The sequence below is a fragment of the Streptomyces sp. NPDC057939 genome (genome assembly GCF_042887545.1).
Lineage (GTDB): Bacteria > Actinomycetota > Actinomycetes > Streptomycetales > Streptomycetaceae > Streptomyces.
The window spans coordinates 42,140-59,753 of sequence record NZ_JBHVPG010000028.1; the positions used below are offsets into that span (position 1 = coordinate 42,140).

Consider the following 17,614-nt stretch of genomic DNA (forward strand, 5'->3'; position numbering starts at 1 on the left):
GCCTTTCTGAGAGGTTTCTGAGAGGCCGGGGAGGTGTCCGCCCGGAAGGTCCGCAGGTCCCGGGGTCGGGGCCCGCGGCGGGTTGGTCCGCAGGGGGCCGCCCCGGCCGGCGGGGGGCCGTCCGCCGCCGAGGAGCTCCCCGGCGGCGGCCCCTCCCGAGGTCGTCCCCGGAGGTGTCGGGGCCGCGCGGGCGGGCCCGGCCCCGGGGGCGGGTGCGGTCGGACCGGGCCCCGTGGGACGGGGCGGCGGTCGGGGCGGCGGAGTCGCCCGGCGTCCGTTCAGCGGGACAGCGCGGCCGGTTCCTCGCGGTTCGGGTCCTCGCGATCGGGGCCCTGGCCGGCCGGGTCCGGGCTGTCCGGGTCCGGGCGCTGTGCCGGCAGGGTCGCGCGCGTCCGGAGCTCGGGCGCTTCGATGCTGATCCGGGGCAGCCTGCGGTCGAGCCAGCCGGGCAGCCACCAGTTGGCCCCGCCGAGCATGTGCATGAGGGCCGGTACGAGCAGGGTCCGCAGGACGAACGCGTCGAGGGCGACGGCCGCCGCGAGGGCGATGCCGAACATCGCGATGATCCGGTCGCCGCTCAGGACGAAGGCCAGGAACACGGCGATCATGATGACGGCCGCCGAGTTGATGACCCGGCTGGTCTCCGCCAGGCCGACCCGGACGGCCCGCTTGTTGTCGCCGGTTTCGAGCCACTCCTCGTACATCCGGCTGACGAGGAAGACCTGGTAGTCCATGGAGAGCCCGAAGAGCACCGACACCATGATCACCGGGAGGAAGGGTTCGATGGGTCCGGCGCTGCCCAGGCCCAGCAGTTCGCTCCCCCAGCCCCATTGGAAGATCACCACGACGACGCCGAAGGAGGAGGCGACGGCCGCGACGTTCATGGCGGCCGCCTTGAGCGGGATGCCCACGGACCGGAAGGCCAGCAGCAGGAGCAGGCAGCCGAGGGCGATCACGACGCCGACGAACAGCGGCAGCTTCCCGACGATCACTTCGGCGAAGTCGTCGTAGCCGGCCGTCACGCCGCCGACGTGGGTCTGCGCCGAGCTGCCGTGGGAGGCGCGCGGGATGACGTCCCGGCGCAGGGTGTCGACGAGTTCGCTCGTGGCCCGGGCCTGCGGCGCGAAGTCCGGTACGACGGTCAGGACGGCGGTGTCACCGCCGCGGCCCAGGACCGCCGGGCTCACGGAGGCCACCCCGCGGGTGTCCCGTACCGCTTCGGCGATCCGGTCGACGGCGATCCGGTCGCCGGGGCCGTCGAGGCGGGTGACGACGGTGAGGGGGCCGTTGGTGCCGGGGCCGAAGCCGTCGGCGAGCAGGTCGTACGCCTTGCGCGTGGTGGAGCCGGCCGGGTTGTTGCCCTGGTCGGAGGTGCCGAGGTGGAGCCAGAAGGTGGGCAGGGCCAGCGCCACCATGACGGCGGTGGCCACGGCCCCGAGCAGTTTGGGGTGCCGCTCGACGAAGGCCGACCAGCGGGCGGCGAAGCCGCTGGGCTGCTCGGGTCGGGGTCCTTCGGCGGCGAGCCTGCGCCGCTCGCGGCCGGAGAGGGCGCGCGTGCCGATGTAGGAGAGGAGTGCGGGGAGCAGGGTCACCGACGCGGCCACGGTGAGGACGACGGTGAGGGAGGCGGCTATCGCGACGCCGTTGAGGAAGTTCAGCCGCAGCACCAGCATGCCGAGCAGGGCGATGCAGACGGTGGCGCCGGCGAAGACGACGGCCCGGCCCGTGGTGGCGACGGCGTTCTCGCCCGCCTCGTCGACGGTGAGTCCGCGGGCCAGGCCCTTGCGGTGCCGGGTGACGATGAACAGGGCGTAGTCGATGCCGACGCCGAGGCCCACGAGGGTGCCGAGCATCGGGGCGAAGTCGGCGACGGGCATGGCGTGCCCGAGGAGGGTGATGCCGAAGTAGGCGCTGCCGACGCTGACGAGCGCGGTGGCGATGGGCAGCAGGCTCGCGGCGAGGGAGCCGAAGGCGAGGAAGAGGACAACGGCGGCGATGACCACGCCGATGGCCTCGGCGAGGTGGGCGCCGGGGGCCTCGGTCAGGCCGATGGCACGGCCGCCGAGTTCGACCTGGAGGCCGTCGGCCCGGGTGGTGTCGTTCCTCGCGGCGTCGACGACGGCCCGGGCCTGCGCCTTGGGTACGGCATCGGCCGGCCGGTCGAAGGTGACGACGGCGTAGGCGGTGCGCCCGTCGGGACTGATCTGCGCGGCGCTGCCCGGGCCGGGACCGTAGGGGCTCGCGACGGATCCGACGCCGGGGAGGGCGGCGACGGTCTCCAGGGCTCGGGTCATGCGCTGTTCTACGTCGGGGCTGCGCGCCGTCCGGTGGTCCGGGGTCCGCCACACGATGGTGTCGGTGTCCCCGCCCTGGCCCTCGAAGCCCTCGCGGAGCAGGGCGTGGGCCTTGGCGGACTCGGTGCCGGGGACCTCGTAGTCGGTGGAGAACGCGCTCCCGGTGACGCCGGCGGCCGCCGCGGTCCCGCCGAGGGCCAGCAACCAGATCAGGACGGTGACCAGGCGGTGCCGCATGCACCACCGTGCGATTGCTGCCAACGGACGTGCTCCCTGGTGGTTCGGATCTTCACCGGGAGTCGGCCCGACGCAAAGAACGCTTGAACTCGTGCGGACGGCCGCCGTCCGGGGGGTCGCCCCGTCACGTCGGGAAGGTCTACACCTCGACGCCACGATCTCAACGTTTCGTGATCGTTGGCCCGTTTCGTGTGCATCGTCACAGGCCGGCGGGGAAGTGCGGGGCCTCGGTCAGTCGTTCACGGAGCCGTCCGGAACCTCGGCCGGAGGACCGGAGGGGTCATCGGTCGGCATCACGGCCGGGGCGTCGACGCGGTAGCCCGCCACGGAAGGCCACCGGACGGTGAGGACGACCGAGTCCTCCTCCGCGTACCAGGAGTGGTCGACGCCGCGCCCCCACACGACGTAGTCCCCCTGTTCGGCGAGGACCACGGTGCGGCCGGGGAACTCCAGCCGGAACCGGCCGCTGATCAGCACCTGCAGGGCGGTGCGCCGTTCGCCGGTCACCCAGCGCCCGCGCTCCTCGCCCTTGGGGTGGACGCCCCACTTGATCTCGACGTCCTCGCTGTGGCGGGGGTCGCCGGGAGGCTTGAAGTGGCCGAGGAGCCATCCGCGGTCGGAGGCGGCGTCGGGACCGGCCTTGCCCGTGTGGACGGCTTGCTCGACGCTCGCGGGGTGCTCGGGGTTCTCGTTCACGGGGAGGGCGCTCACGCAGGCGAGGTTAATGCAGTTGCCGGGACGCACCCGCGGCTGGTCGGCTGGCCCGATGAGCAAAGTGATGGAACGTGAAGAGTTGCTGGTGGTACGCGCCCTCCACGACGCGCAGATGCGCCGGGACGCGGTGCCCGACGTGGCGGCGGCAAGGGTGGAACGGGTGGGTCCGGTCGTCCGGCAGACCACGCCGGGACCTGGCTGGAACGGGGTGCTGTGGTCCGACCTCGACGAGGGGACGGCGGACGCGGCCATCGCGGCGCAGGTGGCGTTCTTCGCCGCGCGCGGCGGCACCGGCGCGGGGACGGAGTTCGAGTGGAAGTGGTACTCCCACGACCGGCCCGCGGACCTCGGGGAGCGGCTGCGCGCCGCGGGCTTCGTACCGGAGCCGGCGGAGACGCTGCTCGTGGCGCGGGCGGCCGATCTCGCCGCGCTGCCCGTGGAGCCGCCGGAGGGCATCACCCTGCGGGTGGTGAAGGACGCGGCGGGGGTGGAGCTGATGATGGAGGTCCATCACCGGGCCTTCGGCACCGAGCGGCCGAGCATTCGGGAGACGTTGCTGCGACTGCTGCGCGACGAGCCGGGGACGGTCGAGGCCGTGGTGGCGATGGCCGGGGACGAGCCGGTGAGCGCGGCCCGGATGGAGATGCGGCCCGGGTCCTCCTTCGCGGGGCTGTGGGGCGGCGGCACCGACCCCCGGTGGCGCGGCCGGGGCATCTACCGACTGCTGGTGGCCCACCGCGCCCGCGTGGCGGCGGAGCGGGGCATCGAGTACCTCCAGGTGGACGCGTCGGACGACAGCCGGCCGATCCTGGAGCGCCTGGGCTTCGGGGTGTTGGGGGTCACGGTCCCGTACGTGTGGCGGGGCTGAGCCGGCAGGGGCCCTTCCCCGGAGACAGCGGGGGACTGCATGATCGTCTCCATGGAAAGCCGTACGAGCACCGAAGGAACCCCCGCGTCCGCCACGGACCCGGCGGCCGACCCCGTCGTCCGGGGCGTCGAGCGCACCGGCCCGCCCCTCACCGCCGGTGAACGCGAGACCCTGCGGGCGTACCTCGACTTCCACCGGGCCACCCTCGCGATGAAGTGCGAGGGCCTCGGGGACGCGGACCTGCGCCGCCCGGCCTCGCCGCCGTCCACGTTGTCCCTGCTGGGCTTGGTCCGGCACATGGCCGAGGTCGAACGCCAATGGTTCCGCCGCACCCTGGGAGGTGAGGCGGACGTGGCGCACGTGTGGTCCGACCGGCACGACTTCCAGGCCGCCTACGACACGACCGGCGCCACCATGGCGGAGGCCTTCGCCGCCTGGGAGGCCGAGGTGGCGCGTTCCCGGTCGGTCGAGGCCTCGCTGGAGTCCCTCGACGTGACGGCCCACGTCCCGAAGTGGGGGGCGGACGTCTCGGCCCGCGTGGTGATGCTGCACATGATCCACGAGTACGCCCGTCACAACGGCCACGCGGACTTCCTCCGCGAGGCCGTGGACGGCACGGTCGGGGCCTGAGCGTCAGGCGGCGCGCCAGTAGCCCAGGCTGTTGACCCGTTGCTTCGGCAGGGCCAGGTCCTTGCGCAGGTACGCGGTCAGGGCGCGGGTGGTCGCGGTGTCGCAGGCCATCCACACGTAGGCCGACGCGGGGTCCGCGACCAGCCCGGGCAGTTCGGCCCGGACCCGGTCGGCGAGCGCGGTGCCGCCCCGCTCGACCCGCCGGACGTCGTGCCGGCCGCCGTCGACCCGCATCGGCAGGTCGACGTCCGAGGCGTGCTGCGTCTCGAACCAGACCGTGGCAGGGGTCTGCGGGTAGGCGTCCAGCAGGGAGTTGATGGCGGGCAGGGAAGCCGGGTCGCCGATCACCAGCAGCCGCTCGGGCGCCGGGTCGGGCGCGGCGAAACCGGTGCCCTGCACGGTGGCTTCGACGGTGTCACCGGGCTCGGCGCCGCGCGCCCACCGGCTGGCCAACCCGTCGTGCAGGGCGAACTCGAACGCGAAGGTCCCGGTGGCCGGGTCGGGGTCGACGAGGGTGTACGCCCGCTGGTGGGGTCGGCTGCCGCCCTCGAACCAGACCCGGACCCACATGGTGGGGTGGAGGGATTCCCCGGCGGCCGCGAGCAGCCCGCCGTCGGTGAAGCGGATCCGCCGGAAGTGCTCGGTGACCTGCTCGACCTCCGTCACCGTGAACGTGAAGTCCTTGCCCCTGAGCAGCTTGAGGACCACGCCCTCCCAGCCCTTGCCTGCGGCCATGTCCGCCCACCCCTTCACCCGTCGCCCCATTGGTTAGGTCAGCCTAACCCAGCCCTCCGGGCCGGGCCGTGGCCCAGGTCCCGGACCTGCCCTCAGCCCGCCAGGAACTCTTCGACCAACGCCGCCCATTCGGCCGGACGCTCGGCGAACGGCAGGTGTCCGGCGGCCAGTTCCGCGACCCGCGCGCCCGGCAGCGCCGCCGCCAGCTCCCGCTGGAGGGCGGGCGGTACGAGCCGGTCCCCGGTGGTGACGACGACGAGGGCGGGCACGTCGAGCCCGGCGAGGTCACCCCGCAGGTCGGCCGCCCCGACCAGGGCCGCGTGATCGCCGCTCCCGGGCGGAATCGTGGCGGCCATCGCCCGCACCACGCCCTCGACCCCGTCGGGATCGAGGGCCTCCAGCTGCTCCTCGCTGAACGCGAGCGGTACGAGGAGCCGCGCGAGCAGCTCGTCCTCGCCGCGCCGGCCCAGCTCGGCCCACAACCCGGCGAGGGGCCCGAGCCCTCGGCCGGCCCGCGCGAAGGTGGCCGTCAGCACGAGCGCGCTCACTCGCTCCGGGTACCGCGCGGCGATCCGCACGGCCACGTTCCCGCCGAGGGAGTACCCGAGCACGGCGAACCGTTCCAGCCCCTCGGCGTCGGCGGCTGCCACCAGTTGGTCGGCCAGGTCGTCCAGCCGGAGCGGTTCGGTGGCGCGCGGGGTGCCCCCGGTGCCGGGGTAGTCGACGCCGACCACGGTGTGCGCGGCGGCCAACCGGTCCAGGATCGGCCCGAAGTTGTCCGCGACCGACCCGCCGCCGCCGTGGGCCAACAACAGACCGGGACCACCACTTCCCCTGCGAACGGTACGGGCGTAGAGGGGGCGGACGGCGCGGGGCGCTGAGGTGCTCATACCGGACTCTCATTTCTGTAGCGGTCGCTAGGAAAAGAACGGTAATCGATTTCCCTAGCGTCCGCTACAGAATCTTTGCGTGCGCCGGCGCGTACGGTCGTCCGCAGCCGCCGACGCACCACCCACCGCACCCGATCCGCCCACCCTGGAGGGAAGTTGAGCACCGCCCCACCCCCGCTCGGCCCCGGGCCGACCGCCCCGCCCGTCGTCCTCGTCACCGCCGCCGGCACCGCGGCCTCGACCTGGGCGCCGCTGCTGCCCGCCCTCACCGCACGGACCCGGGTGATCGCCCACGAGCGCCCCGGCCTCGGTGCGCGTCCCCCCGCGCCGGGGCCCACCCTGGCGGGCTCCGTCGCGGATCTGGCCTCCCGACTGGACTCCGCCGGGCCGGGCCCGTACGTCCTGGTCGGCCACAGTTGGGGCGGCCTGCTGGTCCAGGTCCTGGCCCGGCGGCAACCGGAGCGGGTGGCCGGGCTGGTGCTGCTGGACCCCGCGCACGAGGAGTTCCGGCCGGCGCTGGTGCGGGCCGCCGATGCCGTGTCCGGGGCGCTGCTCGTACTGCGGCGGGTGCCGGGGGCCCGGACCGTACGGGCCGAGTACGGGTTGGCCGCCCGGCACGCGGTGGAACTACGGCGGCTGCGGGCGACCCGCGCCCTGCCCGACGTACCGGTGACGGTGCTCAGCGCGACGCGCGGGTTGCCCCGACGGCTGCGGGCGCGGTGGACCCGGCTCCAGGCGGGCATCCCGGCCGGGCTGAGCTCGGCCCGGCACGCCGAGGTGCCCGGCGCCGGGCACTACCTCCACGAGGACCGGCCCGAGGAGGTCGTGCGGGCCGTGCTGGACGTGGTCGGCCGGGCCCGGGCCGCCGACGCGGAAGGGCCCCGCACCCCCTGATCGGGGTGCGGGGCCCTTCCGGCCCGGCTCCGGCCGTGCCTCCTGCCGCGGTCGCGGCCGGTGGCACGGCGGTGCCGTGGTGGGCTCAGCCCTCGGAGACGCCCAGGCGCTCCAGGATGAGTTCCTTGACGCGTGCCGCGTCGGCCTGGCCGCGGGTGGTCTTCATGACCGCGCCGACCAGGGCGCCGACGGCGGCGACCTTGCCGCCGCGGATCTTGTCCGCGATGGCCGCGTTGCCCGCGATGGCCTCGTCCACGGCCGCGCCCAGCGCGCCCTCGTCGGAGACGACCTTCAGGCCGCGCTTGTCGACGACCTCGTCCGGGGTGCCCTCGCCGGCGAGGACGCCCTCGATGACCTGACGGGCCAGCTTGTCGTTGAGCGAGCCGTCCGCGACCAGTGCCGCGACCCGGGCCACCTGCGCCGGGGTGATCGGCAGTTCGTCGACGACGACGCCCTGCTCGTTGGCGTTGCGCGCCAGCTCGCCCATCCACCACTTGCGTGCGGCGGCCGAGTCGGCACCCGCCTCGATGGTGGCGACGATGGAGTCCACCGCGCCCGCGTTGAGGATCGACTGCATGTCGTGCTCGCTGACGCCCCACTCCTCGCGGAGCCGGTTGCGGCGCACGCGCGGCATCTCGGGCAGACCGGCGCGCAGTTCCTCGACCCAGGTGCGGGCCGGGGCGACGGGCACGAGGTCCGGCTCCGGGAAGTAGCGGTAGTCCTCGGCGTTGTCCTTGATGCGGCCGGCCGTGGTGGAGCCGTCCTCCTCGTGGAAGTGCCGGGTCTCCTGCACGATCGAGCCGCCCGACGAGAGCACCGCCGCGTGGCGCTGGATCTCGAAGCGGGCCGCCCGCTCGACGGAACGCAGGGAGTTGACGTTCTTGGTCTCCGAGCGGGTGCCGAACTCGGACTCGGGGGTCGGGCGCAGCGACAGGTTGACGTCGCAGCGCATCTGGCCCTTGTCCATGCGGGCCTCGGAGACGCCGAGCGCCTTGATGACCTCGCGCAGCTCGGCGACGTACGCCTTGGCGACCTCGGGGGCCCGCACGCCCGCGCCCTCGATCGGCTTGGTGACGATCTCGATGAGCGGGATGCCGGCGCGGTTGTAGTCCAGCAGGGAGTGGGACGCGCCGTGGATGCGGCCGGTGGCACCGCCGACGTGCAGCGACTTGCCGGTGTCCTCCTCCATGTGGGCGCGCTCGATCTCCACGCGGAAGATCTCGCCGTCCTCCAGCTGTACGTCGAGGAAGCCGTTGAAGGCGATCGGCTCGTCGTACTGGGAGGTCTGGAAGTTCTTCGGCATGTCCGGGTAGAAGTAGTTCTTCCGGGCGAAGCGGCACCACTCGGCGATCTCGCAGTTCAGCGCGAGACCGATCTTGATGGCGGACTCGATGCCGATCTCGTTGACGACCGGGAGCGCGCCGGGCAGACCGAGGCAGACCGGGCAGGTCTGCGAGTTGGGCTCGGCGCCCAGCTCGGTCGAACAGCCGCAGAACATCTTGGTCCTGGTGCCGAGCTCGACATGGACCTCAAGACCCATGACGGGGTCGAACGAGGCGAGAGCGTCCTCGTACGACAGGAGTTCGGTGAAGGTGGTCACGGTGAAACTTTCCCTCTCAGCCCAGCAGGACGTCGTCGTCGCCCAGGCGCTTCAGCTCGCGGTACAGGATCGCGAGGCCGGTGACGATGGCGGCGGCGGACACGGCGGCGTCGATCAGCTTCAGCGTGTCGTGCTCGATGCGGGCCTTCTTGACCTGCTTCAACACGCTCAGGGCGCCGAAGGCCGTCGTACCGATCGACAGGTAGGTGCCGGTCTTGGACTTCTTGAAGCCCTTGGCCTTGGACAGTGCACTGGTGCTCACAGCGACGGTGCCTCCTCAAGCAGCGGGTGACCCCAGCGCTCGATGAAGGCGGCCTCGACGGCGGCACCGACCTTGTACAGCCGGTCGTCCTTCATCGCCGGGGCGATGATCTGGAGCCCGACCGGGAGACCGTCCTCCGGTGCCAGGCCGCAGGGCAGCGACATGGCGGAGTTGCCGGCCAGGTTGGTCGGGATGGTGCACAGGTCCGCGAGGTACATGGCGAGGGGGTCGTCGCTGCGCTCGCCGATGGGGAAGGCGGTGGTCGGGGTCGTCGGGGAGACGATCACGTCGACCTGCTCGAAGGACTTCTCGAAGTCCTTCGTGATGAGCGTGCGGACCTTCTGGGCCGAGCCGTAGTACGCGTCGTAGTAGCCGGAGCTGAGCGCGTACGTGCCGAGGATGATGCGGCGCTTGACCTCGTCGCCGAAGCCGGCCTCGCGGGTCAGGGCGGTGACGTCCTCGGCGGACTTCGTACCGTCGTCGCCGACGCGCAGGCCGTAGCGCATGGCGTCGAAGCGGGCCAGGTTCGAGGAGCACTCGGACGGCGCGATCAGGTAGTACGCGGCCATCGCGAGGTCGAAGGAGGGGCAGTCCAGCTCGACGATCTCGGCGCCGAGCTCCTTGAGGAGCGCGACGGACTCGTTGAAGCGCTGGACGACGCCGGCCTGGTAGCCCTCACCGGAGAACTGCTTGACGACACCGACGCGCATCCCGGCGACGGAGCCGTTGCGGGCCGCCTCGACGACCGGCGGGACCGGCGCGTCGATGGAGGTGGAGTCGAGCGGGTCGTGCCCGGCGATGACCTCGTGCAGCAGGGCCGCGTCCAGGACCGTGCGGGCGCAGGGACCGCCCTGGTCGAGGGAGGAGGAGAACGCCACCATGCCGTAGCGGGAGACGCCGCCGTACGTGGGCTTCACGCCGACGGTGCCGGTGACGGCGGCGGGCTGGCGGATGGAACCGCCGGTGTCCGTGCCGATGGCGAGCGGAGCCTGGAAGGCGGCCAGCGCGGCGGCGGAGCCGCCGCCGGAGCCGCCGGGGATCCGGGTGAGGTCCCACGGGTTGCCGGTCGGGCCGTAGGCGCTGTTCTCGGTGGAGGACCCCATGGCGAACTCGTCCATGTTGGTCTTGCCGAGGATGACGACGTCGGCTTCCTTCAGCTTGCGCGTCAGGGTGGCGTCGTAGGGCGGGATCCAGCCTTCGAGGATCTTCGAACCGACGGTGGTCGGGACCCCGATGGTGGTGAAGATGTCCTTGAGGGCGAGCGGTACGCCGGCCAGCGGGCCGAGTTCCTCGCCCGCCTCGCGCTTGGCGTCGACGGCGCGCGCCTGGGCGAGGGCGCCCTCGCGGTCGACGTGGAGGAAGGCGTGGACCTTCTCGTCGGTCGCCTCGATGCGGGCCAGGTGGGCCTCGGTGACCTCGACGGCCGTGAGTTCGCCGGAGGCGATCTTCGCGGCGGTCTCGGCGGCGGTGAGCTTGATGATGCTCAGGATGTTTTCGGTGGTCATGGTGATTAGTCCTCCCCCAGGATCTGCGGCACCTTGAAACGCTGCTGCTCCTGGGCGGGAGCGCCGGAAAGCGCCTGCTCGGGGGTGAGCGACGGGCGGACCTCGTCCGCGCGCATGACGTTCGTCAGCGGCAGCGGGTGGGAGGTCGGCGGTACGTCTTGGTCGGCTACCTCGGAAACGCGGGCGACCGCGCCGATGATGTCGTCGAGCTGTCCGGCGAAGTGGTCCAGCTCATCGCTGGCCAGCTCAAGACGTGCCAGCCGAGCGAGGTGAACGACCTCCTCGCGCGTAATGCCAGGCATGCGGCGATCCTCTGGGGTTGGAGTTCTGGGCGTAGGGCCCAATCCTAGAGGGCGGCGCTGCCCGGCATCGACTCACATGGTCACCTCACCCGGTCACGGCCACCGCGGCTCCGCGCCACGACGACCGCGGCTCCGCGTCACGGCCACCGCGGCTCCGCGTCACGAGGACTGCGGCTCGGCGGCGGCCGCGGCGGCGGCGAGCTCGGCGTTGATGTCCGCCGGGCGGCGCCAGCCGCGCTCGCCGCGGGCCAGCAGCCACGCGGTGGCCTCCTGTGGCGGCATCGCCGCGGCCACGAGCCAGCCCTGCACCGCGTCACAGCCCAGGTCGCGCAGCCGCTCCCACGTCTCGTCGTCCTCGACGCCCTCCGCGACGACGAGCAGGCCCAGGGAGTGGGCCAGGTCGACGGTGCAACGGACGATCTCCGCGTCCTGGGCGTCGACGGCGAGCCGGGCGACGAAGGAGCGGTCGATCTTCAGCTCGCTGACGGGGAGGCGGCGCAGGTGGACCAGGGAGGAGTAGCCGGTGCCGAAGTCGTCCAGGGACATCTTCACGCCGTGCCCGGTGAGGCCCGCCATGGTGTCGGCGGCCCGTTGCGGGTCCTCCAGCAGGACGTGTTCCGTTATCTCCAGTTGGAGGCCGCTCGCCGGGACGCCGTGTCGGGCGAGGCGGGCCGCGACGGCCCCGGCGAAGCCCGGGGTGTGGACGTCGCGCGGCGACACGTTGACGGCGACGGGCACCTTGAGGCCCTGGGCGCGCCAGCGTGCGACCTGGGCGAGGGCCGTCTCCAGGACGTACTCGGTGAGGTGCGGCATGAGTCCGGACGTCTCGGCGATCGCGATGAACTCGTCCGGGGGGACCCGCCCGCGCTCCGGGTGCACCCAGCGGACGAGGGCCTCCAGGCCGGCGACCTGTCCGTCGAAGCGGACCTTCGGCTGGTAGTGGAGTTCGACCTCGCCGGCGTCCAGGGCGCGCCGCAGGTCTCCGAGGAGTCCCAGGCGGTCGGGGGTGTTGCTGTCCCGCTTGGATTCGTAGACCTCCACCCCGGTGCGGTCGCGCTTCGCCTGGTACATGGCGACGTCGGCCCGGCGCAGCAGTCCTTCCGCGTCCAGGGCGTGGTCGGGGAAGACCGCGAGTCCGGCGCTGGCCTCCAGGACGAGGGTGAGGCCGTCGAGGTCGAGCGGGGAGCTGAGTTCGGCGACGAGGTGGCGGGCGACCCGCTGGGCGCTGGTGGTGGAGTCGGCGACGGGCAGCAGTACGGCGAACTCGTCGCCGCCGAGGCGGGCCACCTCCGCGTCCTGGGGCAGGGCCTGGCGCAGCCGGTCGGCGATCTGGAGCAGCAGCCGGTCCCCGGCGAGGTGGCCGAGGGTGTCGTTGACCGCCCGGAAGCGGTCCAGGTCGATCAGTACGAGCGCGGACCGGGTGCCCAAACGTTCAGCCTCGTCGAGGGCCGACCATGCGCGTTCCAGCAGCCACTGGCGGTTCGGCAGCCCGGTCAGCGGGTCGCGCAGCTGTTCCTCGGCCCGGGCGCGGGCGATCCACAGGGTGGAGTCGAGGGCGATGAGCGGTACGGCGAACAGGGGCAGCAGCACCGGCTGGCTGACGGCGACGACGCAGATCAGCGGGGCGATGCCGAGGAGCGCCGCGGCGACCAGGGCCTGTCGCAGCAGGGCGGTGCGGGCGACGGTGGGCAGCCCGCCGCCGCGCGGGTTGAGCGCGCACCACAGCAGCAGTCGGGTGACCGCGAGGTAGGAGACGGCGACCAGGACGACCTCGGGGACGTCGGCGAGGCCCCAGGTGCCGGGCAGCCAGGGGTCCTCGACGTCGGGCGCGTCGTCGAAGGCGGCCAGGACGAGCGCTCCCGCCCCGATGCCGAGGATGTCGACGCAGCCGTGGAGCAGCCCTTGGCGCCACCGGTGCCGGCGGGCGGCGCCGACCAGGGTGACCACGGCCAGCGAGACGAGTCCGGCGGGGACCCAGCCGTAGAGGAGGAGCACGCCGAGCGTGAGGGCGGCGCCCGAGCCGGTGCCGCCCCACCAGCGGTCCCGGCCGAGGGCGACGAGGTGGCCGACGATGATGCCGGTGAGCAGGGCCAGCGCCCAGCCCACGCGGCCCCCGGGGAACAGGGCTTGACGGTGGGTCAGCGTGGAGACGATGCCGGCGGCGAGGACCACGGCGGCCATGCCGATGACGACCAGGGGCAGTACGGTGCGCCGTTGTCCCCGGTTTCCGCCGCCCGCACCGGTGTCGAGGGGACGGGTCTCCGGTGTCCTGGCACCCAGGACACCGAGCCGGCCCGTCCGCACGGGCGGGGGTTCCCCGCCGAACTCAGGTGACGGGTCGGCGCTTTCGGTGGGTTTCATGCCCGTCCCTCTCACAGCCGGCGATGCCGATGTCACGCGATGGCCCCGATGTCATGCCATCACGGCTGGAAGCGCATCAAGGCAGCCGTGCACGACAGGCGCACCCCACAACAGTAGGACGCGAGAGGCACCCAGGGGCAGCGGTCGGCAGTGGTTGCCCGAATGCGACCCAGCCATCCTCATCAGTACGGTATCCGCCGAACGGGTGAGTTTGGACCAGGCCCCCCGTCACCCGTCCGATGATCCGATAGCCCACCGCGCCACGACCAGGCCTGTACCGGCCGTTTACCACCGGGCGCCGCGCCGGGCGTGCGCCCGCCCGTACGGCCGCACGCCACGCATCCGTTCGCCTCCACCGCTCCCCCGCGGCGGTTCCCGTGTGGGTTACTACTCCGCCGCGGCCCCGTCGTCCAGAGGGAGCGCCGCTTCGCGCGCCGCGTCGGGCCCCTGTTCGAGCAGCACCTCGAAACCGGCGTCGTCCAGGATGGCCAATTTCAGTTGCACGGCCTTGTCGTACTTCGATCCGGGGTTGTCCCCGACGACGACGAAGGAGGTCTTCTTCGACACCGATCCGGTGACCTTGGCGCCCCGGCTCTGCAGGGCCTCCTTGGCGCCGTCGCGGGTGTGGCCCACGAGGGTGCCGGTGACCACCACGGTGAGTCCCTCCAGGGGACGCGGGCCCTGGTCCTCGGCGGAACCCTCCTCCTCCATCCGAACCCCGGCCTCCCGCCACTTGCGGAGGATCTCCTGGTGCCAGTCGACGGCGAACCACTCCTTGAGGGAGGCGGCGATGATCGCTCCGACGCCCTCCGTGGCCGTCAGCTCCTCCTCGGTGGCCTGCTCGATGCGCTCGATGGAACGGAACTCGCGGGCGAGGGCCTCCGCGGCGACCGGGCCGACGTGGCGGATCGACAGGCCGTTGATGATGCGGGCGAGCGGGCGGTCCTTGGCGGCCGCGATGTTCTCCAACATGGCCAGGGCGTTCTTCTTCGGCTCGCCCTTCTGGTTGGCGAAGACCGTGACGATCTTCTCCTCGCCGGTCTTCGGGTCCCTCTTGGGCAGCCCGCTGTCCGCGTCGAGGACGTACGCCTTGATGGGCAGCAGCTGTTCGATGGTGAGGCCGAAGAGGTCGCCCTCGTCCAGCAGCGGGGGCGTGGCCGGCTCCAGCGGACCGGTCAGCGCGGCCGCCGCGACCATGCCGAAGTTCTCGATGTCCAGGCTCTGCCGGCCGCCGAGGTAGAAGAGCCGCTCGCGCAACTGGGCCGGGCAGGTCTGCCCGTTGGGGCACCGGACGTCGATGTCCCCTTCCTTCATCGGCCGCAGCGGCGTCCCGCACTCGGGGCACTCGGCCGGCATGACGAACTCCCGCTCGCTGCCGTCGCGCAGGTCCACCACCGGGCCGAGGATCTCGGGAATGACGTCGCCCGCCTTGCGCAGCACGACGGTGTCGCCGATGAGGACGCCCTTGGCCTTGACGACCTCCTGGTTGTGCAGGGTCGCGAACTCGACCTCGGAGCCCGCCACCGTGACCGGTTCGACCTGCGCGTACGGGGTCACGCGCCCGGTGCGCCCGACACCGACCTTGATGTCGATCAGCTTGCTGTTGACCTCTTCGGGCGCGTACTTCCAGGCGATGGCCCAGCGCGGGGCGCGGGCGGTGGAGCCGAGCCGGCCCTGGAGGGCGATCTCGTCGAGCTTGACGACGACGCCGTCGATCTCGTGCTCCACCGAGTGCCGGTTCTCGCCGAAGCGGGTGATGAACTCCCGCACCTCGGCGAGCGTGGAGACCACCGCGTTGTGCTGGGCGGTCGGCAGCCCCCACTCGCGCAGCAGCTCGTAGGCCTGCGACTGGCGCTCGATGTCGAAGCCCTCGCGGGCGCCGATGCCGTGCACGACCATGTGCAGCGGTCGGCCGGCGGTGACCTTGGGGTCCTTCTGGCGCAGCGATCCGGCCGCCGCGTTGCGCGGGTTGGCGAAGGGCTTGCCCTCCGCCTCGACGAGCCGCGCGTTGAGCTCCTCGAACTTCTCCATCGGGAAGAAGACCTCGCCGCGGATCTCGACGAGGGCCGGGATCCGGTCGCCCTTCAGCCGGTCCGGGATCTCGGCGATGGTGCGGACGTTGGGCGTGATGTCCTCACCGGTGCGGCCGTCGCCGCGGGTGGCCGCCCGGGTGAGGCGGCCGTTCTCATAGGTGAGGTTGACGGCGAGGCCGTCCACCTTGAGTTCGCACAGGTAGTGGTAGTCGGAGGTGTTGGCGTCCCGGGCCACGCGCTCGGCCCAGGCCGCCAGTTCCTCGTCGTCGAAGGCGTTGTCGAGGGAGAGCATCCGCTCCCGGTGCTCGACGGAGGCGAAGTCCGTCGCGTACGCCCCGGCCACCTTCTGGGTGGGCGAGTCGGGAGTGCGGAGCTCCGGGTACTGCTCCTCCAGTGCCTCCAGCGAGCGCAGCAGCTTGTCGAACTCGGCGTCGCTGACGACCGGCTGGTCGTTCACGTAGTACCGGAAGCGGTGCTCCTCGACCTGCTCGGCCAGCAGTGTGTGCTGCTCACGCACCGCCGTCGGTACTGCCGTGTCCTGCTGTTCGGCTGCCATGCCGTGTCCTCCCGTGGCCCGTCTCGACCGTCACTCAGGGTTATCGGCGAGCGACCTCGCCGCCCTGACGCAATGGGCCTGCGCCGCGCGGGCGTAGGCGGGCGAGGCGCCCGCCAGTCCGCACGACGGGGTGACCACGACGGACTCGGCGAGAGTCCCCGGGGCCAGCCCCAGCCTGCGCCAAAGCTTCCTGACACCCATGACGCTACCGCCCGGGTCCGACAACGCGGCGTCGGTGCCCGGCACCACTCCGGCGAAGAGTTTCAGACCGCCCTCGACGGCTTCCCCGAGGGCGTCGTCCTCGCGCTCGGTGAGCAGGGAGAAATCGAACGAGACGCCTGCGGCCCCGGCCCGCCGCAGTAGTCCGAAGGGGACCTCGGGGGCGCAGGAGTGCACGATGACCTCACCGTCGTGGACGGCGAAGAGGTCGCGCAGGGTGCCCTCGACGACCTGCCGGTCGACGGCCCGGTAGGTGCGGTAGCCGCTGGCCGAGCGGATCCGGCCGAGCAGTACGGCGGTGAGCGAGGGCTCGTCGTACTGGAGGACGACCTCGGCGCCGGGGATGCGCTTGCGGACGTCGGCCAGGTGTTCGCGCAGGCCCTCGGCGAGGGAGGCGGCCAGGTCCCGGCAGGCCCCGGCGTCCTGGAGCACGGCCTCGCCGCCGTGCAGTTCGAGGGCGGCGGCGAGCGTCCACGGACCGACGGCCTGGACCTTCAGCTTCCCCCGGTAGCCCTGGGTGAACTCCTCCAGGGCGTCCAGGTCCTCGCCGAGCCAGGAGCGGGCGCGGCGGGTGTCGCGGCCCGGACGGTCGCTGATGCGCCAGCCGCTGGGCTCTACGTGGGCGTACAGGTCGACGAGCAGCCCGAGGGAGCGGCCGATCATGTCCGCGCCGGGCCCGCGGGCGGGCAGCTCGGCGAGGTACGGGAACTCCTCGAAGGAACCGGTGACGGTCTTGGCGGCCTCCCGGGCGTCGCCGCCGGGCAGCGAACCGACGCCGGTGGCGCTCGCGGTCATCGGCCGGGCCTCACGGACAGGTCGTTCACCTCGGCGTCGCGGGGCAGGTCGACGGCCATGACGATGGTGGTGGCGACGGACTCGGCGTCGATCCAGGCGGCGGGGTCGTACTCCTTGCCCTCCTGCGAGTGCACCTTGGCCTGCATGGGGCTGGCGGTGCGGCCCGGGTAGACGGAGGTGACGCGGATGCCGTGCTCCTTCTCCTCCTCGCGCAGGGAGTCGGCGAGGGCCCTGAGGCCGTGCTTGGAGGCGGCGTACGCGCTCCAGTCGGCGTGGGCCTTCAGGCCGGCGCCGGAGTTCACGAAGACGACGGTGGCCTTGGAGGCGCGCAGGGTGGGCAGCAGCAGTCGGGTGACCTCGGCGGGGGCGATCAGGTTGACGTTGAGCTGCTGGTGCCAGGTCTTGGGGCGGAGCTCGCCGACGGGGCCGAGGTCGACGATGCCGGCGATGTGCAGCAGGGAGTCGATGCGCTCCGGGACGGGCTGCTTGGAGAAGGCCCACGACAGTCGGTCGGGATCGGCCAGGTCTCCCACGAGGGTCCGCGCGCCGGGGTGGAGCTCGGCGAGCTGCCGGGCCCGGCCGGCGTCACGGGCGAGGAGGACCAGGTCGTCGCCGCGGGCGTGGAGGCGGGCCGCGACGGCGGCGCCGATGCCGGAGCCGGCACCGGTGATGAGATGAGTAGGCATACGGGCCATGCTCGCACCCCCGAGGGGGCCCCG

Annotated in this window: 15 protein-coding genes; 3 read left to right on the forward strand and 12 right to left on the reverse strand. The window is 72.7% G+C overall.

The genetic code is table 11. From position 1 onward, the window contains the following. Positions 1–278: 278 nt before the first annotated feature. Both ACFVS6_RS26665 and ACFVS6_RS26670 read right to left on the reverse strand, forming a co-directional pair. Positions 279–2,555, reverse strand: coding sequence for an MMPL family transporter (locus ACFVS6_RS26665; RefSeq protein WP_389707603.1), 2,277 nt, complete (start codon positions 2,553–2,555; stop codon positions 279–281). A gap of 207 nt (positions 2,556–2,762) precedes the next feature. Continuing rightward, a complete protein-coding gene (locus ACFVS6_RS26670) occupies positions 2,763–3,227 on the reverse strand; it encodes a signal peptidase I (RefSeq protein WP_389707713.1) in 465 nt (154 codons plus the stop codon). A 70-nt stretch (positions 3,228–3,297) separates the two neighbouring features. On the opposite strand from ACFVS6_RS26670, the gene ACFVS6_RS26675 reads away from it, so the two are divergent. Together ACFVS6_RS26675 and ACFVS6_RS26680 are read left to right on the forward strand one after the other, a co-directional pair. Further along, the gene (locus tag ACFVS6_RS26675) at positions 3,298–4,113 is read left to right on the forward strand and encodes a GNAT family N-acetyltransferase (RefSeq protein WP_389707605.1); all 816 of its coding nucleotides are present in this window, start codon (positions 3,298–3,300) and stop codon (positions 4,111–4,113) included. A 51-nt stretch (positions 4,114–4,164) separates the two neighbouring features. Further along, complete coding sequence (locus ACFVS6_RS26680) at positions 4,165–4,743, forward strand: DinB family protein (RefSeq protein ID WP_389707606.1); 579 nt, start codon at positions 4,165–4,167, stop codon at positions 4,741–4,743. Positions 4,744–4,746: 3 nt separating this feature from the next. Here ACFVS6_RS26680 and ACFVS6_RS26685 read toward each other — a convergent pair whose 3' ends face one another. Then, a complete protein-coding gene (locus ACFVS6_RS26685) occupies positions 4,747–5,478 on the reverse strand; it encodes a siderophore-interacting protein (protein ID WP_389707608.1) in 732 nt (243 codons plus the stop codon). Between the two features lie 92 nt (positions 5,479–5,570). Further along, positions 5,571–6,368, reverse strand: a complete 798-nt coding sequence (locus ACFVS6_RS26690) for an alpha/beta fold hydrolase (RefSeq protein ID WP_389707610.1) — start codon at positions 6,366–6,368, stop codon at positions 5,571–5,573. 156 nt (positions 6,369–6,524) lie between these two features. Between ACFVS6_RS26690 and ACFVS6_RS26695 the strand changes: the two genes are divergently transcribed. Then, complete coding sequence (locus ACFVS6_RS26695; protein ID WP_389707612.1) at positions 6,525–7,262, forward strand: alpha/beta fold hydrolase; 738 nt, start codon at positions 6,525–6,527, stop codon at positions 7,260–7,262. Positions 7,263–7,347: 85 nt separating this feature from the next. Here ACFVS6_RS26695 and gatB read toward each other — a convergent pair whose 3' ends face one another. From gatB to ACFVS6_RS26735, 8 genes are all read right to left on the reverse strand, one after another. Continuing rightward, positions 7,348–8,862, reverse strand: a complete 1,515-nt coding sequence (gene gatB / locus ACFVS6_RS26700) for an Asp-tRNA(Asn)/Glu-tRNA(Gln) amidotransferase subunit GatB (protein WP_389707614.1) — start codon at positions 8,860–8,862, stop codon at positions 7,348–7,350. Between the two features lie 16 nt (positions 8,863–8,878). Beyond that, a complete protein-coding gene (locus ACFVS6_RS26705) occupies positions 8,879–9,124 on the reverse strand; it encodes a hypothetical protein (RefSeq protein WP_389707616.1) in 246 nt (81 codons plus the stop codon). Then, positions 9,121–10,629 (reverse strand): Asp-tRNA(Asn)/Glu-tRNA(Gln) amidotransferase subunit GatA, encoded by a 1,509-nt coding sequence (gene gatA / locus ACFVS6_RS26710; RefSeq protein WP_389707618.1) that lies wholly within the window; start codon positions 10,627–10,629, stop codon positions 9,121–9,123. Before gatA ends, ACFVS6_RS26705 begins: the two co-directional genes overlap by 4 nt. A gap of 5 nt (positions 10,630–10,634) precedes the next feature. Continuing rightward, on the reverse strand, positions 10,635–10,931 hold the full coding sequence (gatC, locus tag ACFVS6_RS26715; protein ID WP_281206952.1) for an Asp-tRNA(Asn)/Glu-tRNA(Gln) amidotransferase subunit GatC: 297 nt from the start codon (positions 10,929–10,931) through the stop codon (positions 10,635–10,637). Between the two features lie 159 nt (positions 10,932–11,090). Then, positions 11,091–13,292 carry a putative bifunctional diguanylate cyclase/phosphodiesterase gene (locus ACFVS6_RS26720; RefSeq protein WP_389707620.1) on the reverse strand — a complete coding sequence of 734 codons (2,202 nt, stop codon included), beginning with the start codon at positions 13,290–13,292 and terminating at the stop codon, positions 11,091–11,093. A 387-nt stretch (positions 13,293–13,679) separates the two neighbouring features. Further along, a complete protein-coding gene (gene ligA / locus ACFVS6_RS26725) occupies positions 13,680–15,881 on the reverse strand; it encodes an NAD-dependent DNA ligase LigA (RefSeq protein ID WP_389707622.1) in 2,202 nt (733 codons plus the stop codon). Between the two features lie 30 nt (positions 15,882–15,911). Next, complete coding sequence (locus ACFVS6_RS26730) at positions 15,912–16,895, reverse strand: methionine synthase (protein ID WP_389707624.1); 984 nt, start codon at positions 16,893–16,895, stop codon at positions 15,912–15,914. Then, entirely contained in the window at positions 16,892–17,581 is a 690-nt protein-coding gene (locus tag ACFVS6_RS26735) for an SDR family oxidoreductase (protein ID WP_389707626.1), read from the reverse strand. The genes ACFVS6_RS26730 and ACFVS6_RS26735 overlap by 4 nt, the downstream gene beginning before the upstream one ends. Between the last annotated feature and the right edge of the window lie 33 nt (positions 17,582–17,614).